Genomic DNA, 13,316 nt, shown 5'->3' with positions numbered 1-13,316 from the left:
CTGGACGCGGCGAAGAAGATGGCGGCGGATGCCCGCAGGATGCGGGAGGAGGCGGCGCGGGACGCGAAGTCGAAGATCGACGAGGCGTCGGACGCCGGTATTCACAACCGGAAGTGGTGGGAGGAGGTCGGGGACTGGTTCTCCGACAACTGGGACACCATCGTCGCGGTCTGCAAGGTCGTTGTCGCCGTGGTCGGGATCATCGCGATGATCATCGGGGGGCCGATCCTGGGCGCGATCGTGCTGGTCGCCGCGCTGGTCGTCCTCGCCGACACGCTGAACAAATACGCGAAGGGGCAGGCGTCCCTGTGGGATGTGGGCTTCGCGGCGCTGGACTGCATCCCCATGATGAAGGGGATCACCACCCTCGGCGGGCTGGCCAAGGGGCTCAAGGGCGGCCTGGCGGCGATGAAGGGCCTCAAGGTCGGGCTGAAGGGCATGAGCCTGGCGGCCCGCGGCCTCGGCAAGGGTGCTCGCGACATGCTTGCCGCCGGTGGCAAGGGGGCCTTCAACCGGCTGAAAAATGTGGTCAAGTTCAAGGGCAGCGACCCCGTGGACATGGCCACCGGTGCGATGTTCCTGCCGCAGACCGACCTCACCCTGCCCGGCATGCTCCCCCTGTCCTTCACCCGCCGGGTCGCCTCTGACTACCGCTGCGGCTGGTGGTTCGGCCCCACCTGGGCCTCCACGCTGGACCAGCGACTTGAAATAGACACCCAGGGAGTCGTGTTCGTCACCGAGGACGGACTGCTCCTCGCCTATCCGCACCCGGACGGACCTGACTCGCTGGTGCTGCCTCAGGCCGGCCCGCGTTGGCCACTCTCCCGGATGGAGGATGGCAGATACACGGTGACCGACCCGATCACAGGCCACACGCGCCGCTTCGCCGCACTCCCCGGTGGAACCGCTGGACTGGCCCTGCTGGAGCGGATATCCGACCGCAACGGCCACACCATCGACTTCGACTACGACAGGACCGGCACACCGACGGATATCCGGCACTCGGGCGGCTACCACCTGAAGCTCAGTGCCGAGGACGGCCGTATCGCCGGGCTCGCCCTGGCCGGTGCGTCTCAGGACGGCTCGGATGTCGTCATCAAGCGGTATGGCTACACCGACGGCAACCTGACTGCTGTATCCAATTCTTCCGGTCTCCCGCTTCGCTTTACGTACGACGAGCGGTTGCGCGTCACCTCGTGGACCGACACCAACGACAGCCGTTATGCCTATGCCTACGACCACCGTGACCGCTGCGTCGCCGAAGGCGGCGAGGCCGGCCACATCACGATCACCCTCGACCACGACGGTATCGACTCCGCCTGGCCGGACTGCCGGATCACCACCCTCACTACAGCGGCGGGTGCCACCACCCGTTTCGTCATCAACGACAACCATCAGGTTGTGGCCGAGACCGACCCTCTCGGCCACACCACCCGCACCACGTATGACCAGCACCACCATGAGGTGACCGTCACCGATGCTCTCGGCCGCCGCACCCACTACGCCCGCAACGAGGTGGGCCAGCCCCTGGTGATCACGTACCCGGACGAGGCGACAACCCGGTTCACCTACGACGGGCGCGGTAAGCCGACCACGGTGGTCCATGCCGACGGGAGCACTCGGCTGAGGGAATACGACGAGAGGGGCAACTGCACCGCGGTCACCGAGCCAGGCGGTGCGACGGTGCGGTACACGTTCGACAGCGGCGGTCGTCTGACATCGGTCACCGACCCTCTCGGGAACATGAGCCGGATCGAGAGCAACGCGGCGGGGCTGACGACAGCGCTGACGGACGGGGGCGGCGGGTACGAGTGGCGTCGGTACGACGCCTTTGGGCGGGTCCGAGCTGTGGGGGACTCGACCGGCAGTGAGGCACGTCTGCGGTGGACGGTGGAGGGACAGGTCGCATGCTGGCATGGCCCGGACGGAGTCCAGGAGGCATGGGAGTACGACGGAGAGGGCAACTGCGTCCGTCACACGGATGCGAGGGGCGGGGTCACCGTGTACGAGTACACGCACTTCGACCTTCTCGCGGCCATGACGGGACCGGACGGAGCGCGTTACGAATACACACACGACGCTTCCCTGCGTCTGACCGAAGTCACGAACCCACAAGGGCTCGTCTGGACCTACGCGTATGACCAGGCCGGGCGCGTGCTGGCGGAGACGGATTTCGACGGCCGGACTGTGCGGTACGCGTACGACCCTGTCGGCCGAGTGGCGGCCAGGACGAATGTGTTCGGCCAGACGATCACCTATGAGCGCGACGTGCTCGGGCAGGTGGTGTTGAAGAACGCCGATGGCGCCGTCACCACCTATGAGCGCGATGCAATGGGACGCCTCCTGCGGGCCACGAGCCCGGACTCCTTCGTGCGTCTTGACCGGGACGGACTGGGCAGGATCACCGGCGAGTGCGTCGACGGCCGCCTTCTGGCCACCGCATACGACGAGCTCGGTAGGCGGACCCGGCGTGTGACTCCCACAGGCGCGGTATCGACGTACGCCTATGACACGCATGGACGTCGCAGCGCTGTGGCCACCTCCGGTCACACCCTGATTTTCGAGTATGACGCCGTAGGCCGTGAGCGCACGCGCGAGGTGGACGCATTCCTCGCCGTGCACAGTGAGTGGGACACATCCGGCTCCCTCGTGGCCCAGACGGTCACCGCATCACAAGAAACGCTGCAGAGTCGTCGCTACGCCCACCGGCCTGATGGCCATGTCACCAGCGTGGACGACCTGCTGAACGGACCTCGCCGTATCGACCTGGACCCCATGGGCCGGGTTACCGCGGTCAGCGCGGGCAGTTGGTCCGAGGCTTACGAGTACGACGCTGGGGGCAACCAGATCGAGGCCTCGTGGCCGGACACCCACCCTGGTAAGGAAGCAAGGGGAACGCGGAGCTACGAGGGCACCCGTCTGACCGCCGCCGGACGCGAGCGCTATGAATACGACGCGGCGGGGCGCATGGTGACGCGCCGCAGGATTCGCCTCTCACGGAGCCCTGAGACGTGGCGCTACGTCTGGGACGCGGAGGACCGGCTGACCTCCGCGACCACGCCTGACGGTGTGGTCTGGCGCTATGGGTACGACGTCTTCGGGCGCCGTGTCGCGAAGCAGCGGCTGGCGGCGGACGGAGTGTCCGTCGCGGAGGAAATCCGTTACACGTGGGACGGCAACACCCTTGTCGAGCAGGTCGCGACGGGCGATGACCTGAGCAACCCGGTAGCTCTGACCTGGGACTACGACGGGTTGCACCCGATCGCCCAGACCGAACGTCGGATGGACGCTGCAACCCAGGAGGAAATCGACTCCAGATTCTTCGCCATCATCACCGACCTCGTCGGGACACCGACGGAATTGGTGGACGAACAGGGTGACATCGCGTGGCGGGCCCGTGCCACGCTCTGGGGTACTACCGCGTGGCCGGTACGGAGCAGCACGTACACCCCGCTCCGATTTCCCGGGCAGTACCACGACCCCGAAACGGGACTGCACTACAACCAACATCGCTACTACAACCCCGACGCCGGCCGCTACGCCTCCCCCGACCCGCTGGGGCTGAGCGCGGCGCCACATCCCATGGCCTATGTCCCCAACCCCTGGGAGGGAACGGACCCGCTGGGGCTCGGGCCCTACGAGCCCTTCTACCGGGTGATGTCGGAGAAGGAGTTCACGCGGCTCGGCCCCAGGGGAGCGATCACACCACGAGGCGAGAACTTCGTTACGCAGGAAGCTGATTACGTCACTGGCATCGCGGAACGATTCGCACGACGAGGCGGAAGGAACGCGCAGAAATATACACATCTCGTGCGATATGAGATGGAGCCAGGCACCCGGGACGCGCTGATCGCGGCAGGGCGGGGGTCGGGCGACAATATCGCTGCCATCCATGAAGCGTTCGGTATCTACCTCGATGAGATCGGGGAGAGTGCCGACTTCGTCCATGTAAAACTGGAGCGAGGTGGATTGAACTTCGGCCTTCGCGAAAATTCGGCCGATGTATTCAACTCGAATATTCTGAGAATGACACACCGGCTGCTTTAGCGCTGGGTGTCGAAAGATGCGGATAAGGGGAATGGAATCCATGTTGGGCGACGCGGCGGCCGAAAGGGACTTGATGGATCGAGTGGATGCTCTCGTCCTCGGACGGGGGTACATCGGTGAGGCCAGAGCCGCGGAAGTGGCGGCAGCGGTTCCCGAGTCGCGCACCCGTGTCCTCGACTGGCTGCGTGAGGCGCGTGACTCCCAGGACTGGCGCAGGTTCGAACGGCTCGCGGCAGTCACTCTTCACTTGCATCCCGAAGGTCTCGGGCCGGTCCTGTCATCGGTCGTGGCGTCGAACGCTTCAGATGTGAACGCAGAAGATCTGATCGACATGCTGGGCGAGCTGCGCGCTCCCGAGGCGGTGGAGCCGATCAGCGCACTCGTGCGGGAACGAAAAGAATCCGACGGGCCTTTCTTCCCTCTCTGCGTGAAGGGAATTCAGTCACTTGCGGAGATCGGGACCTCTGAGGCGCTCGTATTTCTGCGAGGTATTGCCGTCAGTGCGCCGAGCGAATGGCCGAACCCCTTGCGATGGCATGCGGCGGAGGAACTGGGCATCGAGGACGAACTCGGCTTCGACGAGGACGAGATGCTGGGCGGTGTGTAGCCGTCGGCGGGTGTCACAGTGCACAGCCGTACAGGCGTTGGACACCGCAATTCAGTAGCACTCCGCGTCGGCGCGACGCCGGTCTTGGAGGAGCTACTGGGGGAGGCGACGGTGGCGCTGGACCGCGGTGCGGTGACGGGCCGGGGGAAGGGAAGGCTGGGGCATGACGTCCGGATACGACTGGGAAAGTGGCGAGGGTCTGATAGGTATCAACGATCCCGCCGAGGTGGACGCCGCGTTCGAGCGGGGTGAGGGGAAGCTCGGGACCGCGGCGATCGGGTTGGCCTTCAACTGTTCGCTGGAGGAGGCGTCGCCGCGGATCGTCAGGGCGATGCGGTTGCCGGACCGAGGCCAGCGGGGGTTCGCGTTCACCGCGGCGGGTGTCGCTGCCCGGCTCAACGGCGCGCTGACGCCGGAGCTGTACGCCGCGCTGCGTGCCGAGGGCCCCTGTGGCATCGCCGACGACGCCATCAGGGACACGCTCACGTTCGTGCCCTTCGGGCAACTGCCGCCGTGTTCAGGTGGCAGATGGCGCGGATGAGAGTGCTGGACAAGCTGGAGTACCTGTGGATGCGGTTCAAGGATGCCGTCGGCGACATCTGGCGATGGGTGCGCCGAAGGCGCTGCCTACCTATGGGGCGCGTGTGACGCCAGAGCCAGAGCAATCCTGGGAAGCCGCGAAGCGGCTGTACCCGTTGGGGAGCGTCGCCCGGGGCACAGTGAAGGACCGATTTTCTTACGGAGTCTTCCTGGAGCTCGATGCCGCTCCCGGCGCCACCGGCTTCCTCGATCTGGTGTCGTACAACCCCGACGGCACCCTCAACGATCCCGAAGTCCCGCCGACCGAGTTGCCCTGCGTCGGCGATCGGGTAGAGGGAGCCGTAGCGGACCACGTCGACCGCGACCGGCAGATCCGGATTCGGGTCGGGCCGCCGTTCTGGGAGTCGTGAGCCGGGGTGGAGCGCGCGTCAGGTCGGTGAAGCGGCTGCTCGCTGCCGTCCGTGTGCCCGGTGGCTTCAGTGGCGTGTCCATGGCCATCGTCGATGCCCCGGATCGTCCGGGCGACCCGGTTGCCGGACCGTCCTCAGCGGGCTTGCGCCATTACGGCGGTGGCTCATGTGGCCGGTTTCCATGGGGAGTTGACGTCCGAGCTGTACACGCTGCTGCGTGCCGAGGGCTCCGTGGGCACTGCCGGTGACACCGTCGACGCTTTGCGGCTGATTCTCAGCGGGACCCCATACATGGGCTGCGGGAGGGGCAGGGGCGGCGCATCCGGCTGGGGGAGTCCGGAAGCGGCGACAGGTTCCCTGGGGGAGAGGCTGCAGGCCCGGCTCACGGGGTGGCGGCAGGCGCTGCGGGAGCGAGGCGGCGGGGCCGGTCCGGGAAGAGGTTGCGGCCCCCCGGTGGGCCAGTGGTGCGGGGGCGCCGGAGCGGATGCGGGGCCTCGGAGGGCCCCGAGCAGAGGCTCGGTGGATCGGTGCCGGGATCTGGACCGTGCCGTGGTTTGACCTTCGTCACCTTAGGGGTACGATCTCCGGCTCGATTGGCCAGCCCCCCGTCCGGTATGGCAGACTAGCGGGGTTGCTCGGTCGAGTGCCGATGCTGCGCGCCTCCCGTCGGGAGGACTGGAAGCGAGTCCCACAGTACTCGTCGCCCAATCTGTCGTGAGGCAGCGCTGGGGCGGACGTACGGGAATCTTCCGGGAAGTGTCAGCGGGGTGCAGACCAGGCGCCCGGTGGGTGTTCTCATCCCCGGTCCTGCGGTTGCTTTCGGGCGGAGCCGCGTCCCTCGCAGGGAAATCCGTGACGGATATCCCTGTCGCCAGGAGCGCGACACACCCGACCGCGTGGGTCGGAGGTCAGGACGCGAACCCCCGGGTTCCGGAGCGTTTCACTAGACAAAGGACTACTGAGTAGCCATGGCGGGACAGAAGATCCGCATCCGGCTCAAGGCCTACGACCACGAGGTCATCGATTCCTCGGCGAAGAAGATCGTCGAAACGGTGACCCGCACTGGTGCGTCGGTCGCAGGCCCGGTGCCGCTGCCCACTGAGAAGAACGTGTACTGCGTCATCAAGTCGCCGCACAAGTACAAGGACTCTCGCGAGCACTTCGAGATGCGCACGCACAAGCGCCTCATCGACATCCTCGACCCCACGCCCAAGACCGTTGACTCTTTGATGCGACTCGACCTCCCGGCCGGTGTCGACATCGAGATCAAGCTCTAGGGATCGGTGATCTGAGAATGGCTAAGCAGATCAAGGGAATCCTGGGCGAGAAGCTCGGCATGACGCAGGTGTGGGACGAGAACAACCGTGTTGTTCCCGTCACCGTCGTCAAGGCCGGCCCGAACGTCGTGACCCAGGTCCGTACGAATGACTCCGACGGCTACGAGTCGGTCCAGATCGCCTTCGGCGAGATCGACCCGCGCAAGGTGAACAAGCCCCTCAAGGGTCACTTCGCCAAGGCCGACGTCACCCCCCGCCGCCACCTCGTCGAGATCCGTACCGCTGACGCCAGCGAGTACACCCTCGGCCAGGAGATCACCGCTGAGGTGTTCGAGGCCGGCATCAAGGTGGACGTGACCGGCAAGAGCAAGGGCAAGGGCTTCGCCGGTGTCATGAAGCGTCACAACTTCAAGGGCCTCGGCGCCGGACACGGTGTCCAGCGCAAGCACCGCTCCCCCGGCTCCATCGGTGGCTGTGCCACCCCGGGCCGTGTGTTCAAGGGCGTCCGCATGGCGGGCCGCATGGGCAACGAGCGGGTCACCACCCAGAACCTGACCGTTCACGCCGTTGACGCGGAGAAGGGCCTGCTCCTCATCAAGGGAGCCATCCCGGGTCCGAACGGCGGCCTCGTCCTGGTCCGTACCGCGGCCAAGGGGGCTTGAGGACATGAGCACCATTGACATTCTGTCGCCCTCCGGCGACACCGCCGGGACCGTTGAGCTCCCGGCCGAGATCTTCGACGTAGAGAAGATCAGCATCCCGCTGCTCCACCAGGTTGTCGTCGCGCAGCTGGCCGCGGCCCGTCAGGGCACGCACAAGGTCAAGCGTCGTGGCGAGGTCCGTGGTGGTGGCCGCAAGCCTTACCGCCAGAAGGGCACCGGCCGCGCCCGTCAGGGTTCGACCCGCGCGCCGCAGTTCGCCGGCGGTGGCGTCGTTCACGGCCCCACCCCGCGTGACTACTCGCAGCGGACCCCGAAGAAGATGAAGGCCGCGGCCCTGCGCCACGCCCTCACCGACCGGGCCCGCAACGCTCGCATCCACGTCATCACCGGCGTGATCGAGGGCGAGACCCCCTCCACCAAGGCCGCGAAGAGCTTCCTCGGCAAGGTCAGCGAGCGCAAGAACGTGCTCCTGGTCATCGAGCGCTCCGACGAGGCCGCGCTGCTCTCCGCGCGCAACCTGCCCCAGGTCCACATCCTGGAGCCGGGCCAGCTGAACACGTACGACGTTCTCGTCTCGGACGACGTGGTCTTCACCCAGGCCGCTTTCGAGTCCTTCGTGTCTGGCCCCCAGGCCGCTGACACCGAAGGGAGCGAAGCCTGATGGCTACGCGTCACCCGAGCATTGCCTCGAAGGCCGCCAAGGCCAAGAAGGTCGCGCGCGTCGCCAAGGCGAAGCGCCACGAGGCCGAAGGCAAGAACACCGTCGAGACCCCGCTGAGCAAGAGCTTCACGGATCCCCGTGACGTCCTCCTCAAGCCGGTCGTCTCGGAGAAGAGCTACGCGCTGCTCGACGAGGGCAAGTACACCTTCGTCGTGGACCCGCGGGCCAACAAGACCCAGATCAAGCAGGCCGTCCAGGCGGTCTTCTCGGTCAAGGTCACCGGGGTCAACACGATCAACCGTCAGGGCAAGCGCAAGCGCACCAAGACGGGCTTCGGTAAGCGTGCCGACAGCAAGCGCGCGATCGTGACCCTCGCTGAGGGCGACCGTATCGACATCTTCGGCCAGGCCTCCTAACGGAGTGCCCTGGTCCGAATATCGGACGAGGACTGAGAAATGGGAATCCGCAAGTACAAGCCGACTACGCCGGGCCGTCGTGGCTCCAGCGTCGCCGACTTCGTCGAGGTCACGCGGTCCACGCCGGAGAAGTCGCTGGTTCGCCCCCTGCACAGCAAGGGCGGCCGTAACAATTCCGGTCGTGTGACCGTTCGCCACCAGGGTGGCGGACACAAGCGCGCCTACCGAGTGATCGACTTCCGTCGTCACGACAAGGACGGCGTGCCGGCGAAGGTCGCGCACATCGAGTACGACCCCAACCGCACCGCGCGCATCGCGCTGCTGCACTACGCGGACGGCGAGAAGCGCTACATCCTCGCCCCCCGCAACCTGTCGCAGGGTGACCGCGTCGAGAACGGTCCTGGGGCCGACATCAAGCCGGGCAACAACCTGGCGCTCCGCAACATCCCGGTCGGTACCACGATCCACGCGATCGAGATCCGTCCCGGTGGCGGCGCCAAGTTCGCCCGCTCCGCCGGTGCCTCGGTGCAGCTGCTCGCGAAGGAGGGCACCATGGCCCACCTCCGCATGCCCTCCGGCGAGATCCGCCTGGTCGACCAGCGCTGCCGCGCCACGGTCGGCGAGGTCGGCAACGCCGAGCAGAGCAACATCAACTGGGGTAAGGCCGGCCGTAAGCGCTGGCTGGGCGTTCGCCCGTCCGTCCGCGGTGTGGCGATGAACCCGGTTGACCACCCGCACGGTGGTGGTGAGGGCAAGACCTCCGGTGGTCGCCACCCGGTCTCCCCGTGGGGTCAGAAGGAGGGTCGTACTCGTTCGCCGAAGAAGGCTTCGAACAAGTACATCGTCCGCCGCCGCAAGACGAACAAGAAGCGCTAGGAGCGGGTTTAGATGCCGCGCAGTCTCAAGAAGGGACCCTTCGTCGACGGACACCTTGTAAAGAAGGTGGACGTACAGAACGAAGCCGGTACCAAGAACGTCATCAAGACCTGGTCCCGTCGCTCGATGATCATCCCGGCCATGCTCGGCCACACGATCGCGGTGCACAACGGCAAGACCCACATCCCGGTGTTTGTCACCGAGTCGATGGTCGGCCACAAGCTCGGCGAGTTCTCGCCGACGCGCACCTTCCGGGGTCACGTCAAGGACGACCGGAAGTCGAAGCGCCGCTAACGCGGGGTGGAATCGACCATGACAGACACTGGAAGGACAACCATGGAAGCCAGGGCCCAGGCGCGGTACATCCGCGTTACGCCCATGAAGGCCCGCCGAGTGGTGGACCTTATCCGTGGCATGGATGCCACGGAGGCTCAGGCGGTCCTGCGTTTCGCCCCGCAGGCCGCGAGCGTGCCGGTCGGCAAGGTGCTTGACAGCGCCATTGCCAACGCCGCACACAACTACGACCACACCGACGCCGGCAGCCTCGTCATCTCCGAGGCCTACGTCGACGAGGGTCCGACCCTGAAGCGGTTCCGGCCGCGTGCCCAGGGCCGTGCCTACCGGATCCGCAAGCGGACCAGCCACATCACCGTGGTCGTCAGCAGCAAGGAAGGAACCCGGTAATGGGCCAGAAGGTTAACCCGCATGGGTTCCGGCTCGGCATCACCACGGACTTCAAGTCCCGCTGGTACGCCGACAAGCTGTACAAGGACTACGTCAAGGAAGACGTCGCCATCCGTCGGATGATGACGTCCGGCATGGAGCGCGCGGGCATCTCGAAGGTTGAGATCGAGCGCACCCGTGACCGCGTGCGGGTGGACATCCACACCGCGCGTCCCGGCATCGTCATCGGCCGCCGTGGCGCCGAGGCCGACCGCATCCGCGGTGACCTCGAGAAGCTCACGGGCAAGCAGGTCCAGCTGAACATCCTCGAGGTCAAGAGCCCCGAGACCGATGCTCAGCTGGTTGCCCAGGCCGTTGCCGAGCAGCTGTCCTCCCGCGTCTCCTTCCGTCGCGCCATGCGTAAGAGCATGCAGGGCACGATGAAGGCCGGCGCCAAGGGCATCAAGATCCAGTGTGGTGGCCGTCTCGGCGGCGCCGAGATGTCCCGCTCGGAGTTCTACCGCGAGGGCCGTGTGCCCCTGCACACGCTCCGCGCGAACGTGGACTACGGCTTCTTCGAGGCCAAGACGACCTTCGGCCGTATCGGTGTGAAGGTCTGGATCTACAAGGGCGACGTCAAGAACATCGCCGAGGTCCGCGCCGAGAACGCTGCTGCCCGTGCGGGTAACCGCCCGGCCCGTGGCGGCGGCGCGAGCGACCGCCCGGCCCGTGGTGGTGGCCGTGGTGGCGAGCGTGGCGGCCGCGGCCGCAAGCCGCAGCAGCAGTCCGCGCCGGCTGCCGAGGCCCCCAAGGCCGAGGCTCCCGCCGCCGCTGCCGCTCCGGCTGAGAGCACCGGAACGGAGGCCTGACCGACATGCTGATCCCCCGTAGGGTCAAGCACCGCAAGCAGCACCACCCGAAGCGCCGCGGTCAGGCCAAGGGCGGTACGCAGGTTTCGTTCGGCGAGTACGGCATTCAGGCCCTCACGCCGGCGTACGTGACGAACCGCCAGATCGAGGCCGCCCGTATCGCGATGACCCGCCACATCAAGCGTGGCGGCAAGGTCTGGATCAACATCTACCCGGACCGCCCGCTGACCAAGAAGCCTGCCGAGACCCGCATGGGTTCCGGTAAGGGTTCTCCCGAGTGGTGGGTCGCGAACGTCCACCCGGGCCGGGTCATGTTCGAACTGTCCTACCCCAACGAGAAGATCGCCCGTGAGGCCCTCACTCGCGCAGCCCACAAGCTGCCGATGAAGTGCCGGATCGTCAAGCGCGAGGCAGGTGAAGCGTGATGTCGGCCGGTACCAAGGCGTCCGAGCTGCGCGAACTGGGTGACGAGGAGCTTCTCGCGAAGCTCCGCGAAGCCAAGGAAGAGCTGTTCAACCTCCGCTTCCAGGCGGCGACCGGTCAGCTCGAGAACCACGGTCGGCTCAAGGCCGTCCGGAAGGACATCGCGCGGATCTACACCCTGATGCGTGAGCGCGAGCTGGGCATCGAGACGGTGGAGAGCGCCTGATGAGCGAGAGCAACGTGACTGAGCAGAAGACCGAGCGCGGTTTCCGCAAGACCCGTGAGGGTCTGGTCGTCAGCGACAAGATGGACAAGACCGTCGTCGTCGCTGTCGAGGACCGCGTGAAGCACGCGCTGTACGGCAAGGTCATCCGCCGTACGAACAAGCTCAAGGCCCACGACGAGCAGAACGCCGCCGGCGTCGGCGACCGCGTCCTCCTGATGGAGACCCGGCCGCTGTCCTCGACGAAGCGCTGGCGCATCGTCGAGATCCTCGAGAAGGCCAAGTAATTTCCTGAGGGGTATTCCTCAGGTTCGTTCCGCCAGGCTCGGGGCGGGACCGTCCTCGGACGGACCCGCCCCGGGAACCGGCAGACAATCAGGAGATAGACGTGATCCAGCAGGAGTCGCGACTGCGTGTCGCCGACAACACTGGTGCGAAGGAAATCCTTTGCATCCGTGTGCTCGGTGGCTCCGGTCGCCGCTACGCGGGCATCGGTGACGTGATCGTCGCCACCGTCAAGGACGCGATCCCCGGCGGCAATGTGAAGAAGGGTGACGTCATCAAGGCGGTCATCGTTCGCACCGTCAAGGAGCGTCGCCGTCCGGACGGCTCGTACATCCGCTTCGACGAGAACGCCGCTGTCATTCTGAAGAACGACGGCGACCCTCGCGGCACCCGTATCTTCGGCCCGGTCGGCCGTGAGCTGCGCGAGAAGAAGTTCATGAAGATCATCTCGCTCGCGCCGGAGGTGCTGTAAGCATGAAGATCAAGAAGGGCGACCTGGTTCAGGTCATCACCGGTAAGGACAAGGGCAAGCAGGGCAAGGTCATTGCCGCTTACCCGCGCGACGAGCGCGTCCTGGTCGAGGGTGTCAACCGGGTCAAGAAGCACACGAAGGCCGGACCCACCGCCACGGGTTCGCAGGCCGGTGGCATCGTCACGACCGAGGCGCCCGTCCACGTCTCCAACGTCCAGCTGGTCGTTGAGAAGGACGGCAACAAGGTCGTCACGCGCGTCGGTTACCGCTTCGACGACGAGGGCAACAAGATCCGCGTTGCCAAGCGGACGGGTGAGGACATCTGATGGCTACCACCACGACTCCGCGTCTCAAGACGAAGTACCGCGAGGAGATCGCGGGCAAGCTGCAGGAAGAGTTCTCCTACGAGAACGTCATGCAGACCCCGGGCCTCGTCAAGATCGTGGTCAACATGGGTGTCGGCGACGCCGCCCGTGACTCCAAGCTCATGGACGGTGCCGTCCGTGACCTGACCACGATCACCGGTCAGAAGCCGGCCGTCACCAAGGCCCGCAAGTCCATCGCGCAGTTCAAGCTGCGTGAGGGTCAGCCGATCGGTGCCCACGTCACGCTTCGTGGCGACCGCATGTGGGAGTTCCTGGACCGCACCCTGTCGCTCGCGCTTCCGCGCATCCGCGACTTCCGTGGTCTGTCCCCCAAGCAGTTCGACGGCCGTGGCAACTACACCTTCGGTCTCACGGAGCAGGTCATGTTCCACGAGATCGACCAGGACAAGATCGACCGCACCCGGGGTATGGACATCACCGTGGTGACCACGGCGACCAACGACGCTGAGGGCCGCGCGCTCCTTCGTCACCTCGGCTTCCCCTTCAAGGAGGCGTAAGC

At 66.2% G+C, this 13,316-nt stretch carries 18 protein-coding genes; all 18 read left to right on the top strand.

Annotation, left to right across the window (positions count from 1 at the left end; translation table 11 throughout):
• Window positions 1–39 precede the first annotated feature (39 nt).
• The 18 genes from ACZ6KY_RS27705 (at window position 40) to rplE (ending at window position 13,314) form a co-directional block, all read left to right on the top strand.
• The gene (locus ACZ6KY_RS27705) at window positions 40–4,047 is read left to right on the top strand and encodes a DUF6531 domain-containing protein (protein ID WP_469312975.1); all 4,008 of its coding nucleotides are present in this window, start codon (window positions 40–42) and stop codon (window positions 4,045–4,047) included.
• Window positions 4,048–4,078: 31 nt separating this feature from the next.
• A complete protein-coding gene (locus ACZ6KY_RS27700; RefSeq protein WP_469312974.1) occupies window positions 4,079–4,654 on the top strand; it encodes a hypothetical protein in 576 nt (191 codons plus the stop codon).
• Between the two features lie 163 nt (window positions 4,655–4,817).
• Window positions 4,818–5,195, top strand: a complete 378-nt coding sequence (locus ACZ6KY_RS27695; RefSeq protein WP_469312973.1) for a hypothetical protein — start codon at window positions 4,818–4,820, stop codon at window positions 5,193–5,195.
• 64 nt (window positions 5,196–5,259) lie between these two features.
• The gene (locus tag ACZ6KY_RS27690; protein ID WP_469312972.1) at window positions 5,260–5,604 is read left to right on the top strand and encodes a hypothetical protein; all 345 of its coding nucleotides are present in this window, start codon (window positions 5,260–5,262) and stop codon (window positions 5,602–5,604) included.
• A 968-nt stretch (window positions 5,605–6,572) separates the two neighbouring features.
• Window positions 6,573–6,881 carry a 30S ribosomal protein S10 gene (rpsJ, locus tag ACZ6KY_RS27685; protein ID WP_003948644.1) on the top strand — a complete coding sequence of 103 codons (309 nt, stop codon included), beginning with the start codon at window positions 6,573–6,575 and terminating at the stop codon, window positions 6,879–6,881.
• Window positions 6,882–6,898: 17 nt separating this feature from the next.
• A complete protein-coding gene (rplC, locus tag ACZ6KY_RS27680) occupies window positions 6,899–7,543 on the top strand; it encodes a 50S ribosomal protein L3 (RefSeq protein ID WP_261705325.1) in 645 nt (214 codons plus the stop codon).
• 4 nt (window positions 7,544–7,547) lie between these two features.
• Window positions 7,548–8,204 carry a 50S ribosomal protein L4 gene (gene rplD / locus ACZ6KY_RS27675; protein ID WP_037627000.1) on the top strand — a complete coding sequence of 219 codons (657 nt, stop codon included), beginning with the start codon at window positions 7,548–7,550 and terminating at the stop codon, window positions 8,202–8,204.
• Window positions 8,204–8,620 (top strand): 50S ribosomal protein L23, encoded by a 417-nt coding sequence (gene rplW / locus ACZ6KY_RS27670; RefSeq protein ID WP_189190335.1) that lies wholly within the window; start codon window positions 8,204–8,206, stop codon window positions 8,618–8,620. The genes rplD and rplW overlap by 1 nt, the downstream gene beginning before the upstream one ends.
• Window positions 8,621–8,659: 39 nt before the next feature.
• Window positions 8,660–9,496 carry a 50S ribosomal protein L2 gene (gene rplB, locus ACZ6KY_RS27665; protein ID WP_153289116.1) on the top strand — a complete coding sequence of 279 codons (837 nt, stop codon included), beginning with the start codon at window positions 8,660–8,662 and terminating at the stop codon, window positions 9,494–9,496.
• Window positions 9,497–9,508: 12 nt separating this feature from the next.
• Window positions 9,509–9,790 (top strand): 30S ribosomal protein S19, encoded by a 282-nt coding sequence (gene rpsS / locus ACZ6KY_RS27660; protein ID WP_024755409.1) that lies wholly within the window; start codon window positions 9,509–9,511, stop codon window positions 9,788–9,790.
• Between the two features lie 42 nt (window positions 9,791–9,832).
• Window positions 9,833–10,180 (top strand): 50S ribosomal protein L22, encoded by a 348-nt coding sequence (gene rplV, locus ACZ6KY_RS27655; RefSeq protein WP_006604878.1) that lies wholly within the window; start codon window positions 9,833–9,835, stop codon window positions 10,178–10,180.
• Window positions 10,180–11,028 (top strand): 30S ribosomal protein S3, encoded by an 849-nt coding sequence (gene rpsC, locus ACZ6KY_RS27650; protein ID WP_326786061.1) that lies wholly within the window; start codon window positions 10,180–10,182, stop codon window positions 11,026–11,028. Before rplV ends, rpsC begins: the two co-directional genes overlap by 1 nt.
• 5 nt (window positions 11,029–11,033) lie before the next feature.
• Window positions 11,034–11,453, top strand: a complete 420-nt coding sequence (gene rplP / locus ACZ6KY_RS27645) for a 50S ribosomal protein L16 (RefSeq protein WP_099500627.1) — start codon at window positions 11,034–11,036, stop codon at window positions 11,451–11,453.
• Complete coding sequence (gene rpmC, locus ACZ6KY_RS27640) at window positions 11,453–11,677, top strand: 50S ribosomal protein L29 (protein ID WP_003998824.1); 225 nt, start codon at window positions 11,453–11,455, stop codon at window positions 11,675–11,677. Before rplP ends, rpmC begins: the two co-directional genes overlap by 1 nt.
• Window positions 11,677–11,961 carry a 30S ribosomal protein S17 gene (rpsQ, locus tag ACZ6KY_RS27635; protein WP_401340372.1) on the top strand — a complete coding sequence of 95 codons (285 nt, stop codon included), beginning with the start codon at window positions 11,677–11,679 and terminating at the stop codon, window positions 11,959–11,961. The genes rpmC and rpsQ overlap by 1 nt, the downstream gene beginning before the upstream one ends.
• A gap of 101 nt (window positions 11,962–12,062) precedes the next feature.
• Window positions 12,063–12,431 (top strand): 50S ribosomal protein L14, encoded by a 369-nt coding sequence (gene rplN / locus ACZ6KY_RS27630; RefSeq protein ID WP_003992364.1) that lies wholly within the window; start codon window positions 12,063–12,065, stop codon window positions 12,429–12,431.
• A 2-nt stretch (window positions 12,432–12,433) separates the two neighbouring features.
• Entirely contained in the window at window positions 12,434–12,757 is a 324-nt protein-coding gene (rplX, locus tag ACZ6KY_RS27625) for a 50S ribosomal protein L24 (protein ID WP_469312971.1), read from the top strand.
• Window positions 12,757–13,314: a 50S ribosomal protein L5 gene (gene rplE / locus ACZ6KY_RS27620; RefSeq protein WP_401340369.1), complete on the top strand. Its 558-nt coding sequence runs from the start codon at window positions 12,757–12,759 to the stop codon at window positions 13,312–13,314. Before rplX ends, rplE begins: the two co-directional genes overlap by 1 nt.
• The last annotated feature ends 2 nt before the right edge of the window (window positions 13,315–13,316 follow it).

The organism is Streptomyces sp. NPDC042002 (assembly GCF_055588305.1).
The sequence above is the reverse complement of the archived record's forward strand: the minus strand, read 5'-3'. Positions and strand labels throughout refer to the sequence as shown.

Excerpts from the sequence above, each read along its gene's own strand:
- ACZ6KY_RS27705 (WP_469312975.1), top strand. The coding sequence starts at position 40 with ATGCGGGAGGAGGCGGCGCGGGACGCGAAGTCGAAGATCGACGAGGCG.
- ACZ6KY_RS27700 (WP_469312974.1), top strand. The coding sequence starts at position 4,079 with ATGGAATCCATGTTGGGCGACGCGGCGGCCGAAAGGGACTTGATGGAT.
- ACZ6KY_RS27695 (WP_469312973.1), top strand. The coding sequence starts at position 4,818 with ATGACGTCCGGATACGACTGGGAAAGTGGCGAGGGTCTGATAGGTATC.
- ACZ6KY_RS27690 (WP_469312972.1), top strand. The coding sequence starts at position 5,260 with ATGGGTGCGCCGAAGGCGCTGCCTACCTATGGGGCGCGTGTGACGCCA.
- rpsJ (WP_003948644.1), top strand. The coding sequence starts at position 6,573 with ATGGCGGGACAGAAGATCCGCATCCGGCTCAAGGCCTACGACCACGAG.
- rplC (WP_261705325.1), top strand. The coding sequence starts at position 6,899 with ATGGCTAAGCAGATCAAGGGAATCCTGGGCGAGAAGCTCGGCATGACG.
- rplD (WP_037627000.1), top strand. The coding sequence starts at position 7,548 with ATGAGCACCATTGACATTCTGTCGCCCTCCGGCGACACCGCCGGGACC.
- rplW (WP_189190335.1), top strand. The coding sequence starts at position 8,204 with ATGGCTACGCGTCACCCGAGCATTGCCTCGAAGGCCGCCAAGGCCAAG.
- rplB (WP_153289116.1), top strand. The coding sequence starts at position 8,660 with ATGGGAATCCGCAAGTACAAGCCGACTACGCCGGGCCGTCGTGGCTCC.
- rpsS (WP_024755409.1), top strand. The coding sequence starts at position 9,509 with ATGCCGCGCAGTCTCAAGAAGGGACCCTTCGTCGACGGACACCTTGTA.
- rplV (WP_006604878.1), top strand. The coding sequence starts at position 9,833 with ATGGAAGCCAGGGCCCAGGCGCGGTACATCCGCGTTACGCCCATGAAG.
- rpsC (WP_326786061.1), top strand. The coding sequence starts at position 10,180 with ATGGGCCAGAAGGTTAACCCGCATGGGTTCCGGCTCGGCATCACCACG.
- rplP (WP_099500627.1), top strand. The coding sequence starts at position 11,034 with ATGCTGATCCCCCGTAGGGTCAAGCACCGCAAGCAGCACCACCCGAAG.
- rpmC (WP_003998824.1), top strand. The coding sequence starts at position 11,453 with ATGTCGGCCGGTACCAAGGCGTCCGAGCTGCGCGAACTGGGTGACGAG.
- rpsQ (WP_401340372.1), top strand. The coding sequence starts at position 11,677 with ATGAGCGAGAGCAACGTGACTGAGCAGAAGACCGAGCGCGGTTTCCGC.
- rplX (WP_469312971.1), top strand. The coding sequence starts at position 12,434 with ATGAAGATCAAGAAGGGCGACCTGGTTCAGGTCATCACCGGTAAGGAC.
- rplE (WP_401340369.1), top strand. The coding sequence starts at position 12,757 with ATGGCTACCACCACGACTCCGCGTCTCAAGACGAAGTACCGCGAGGAG.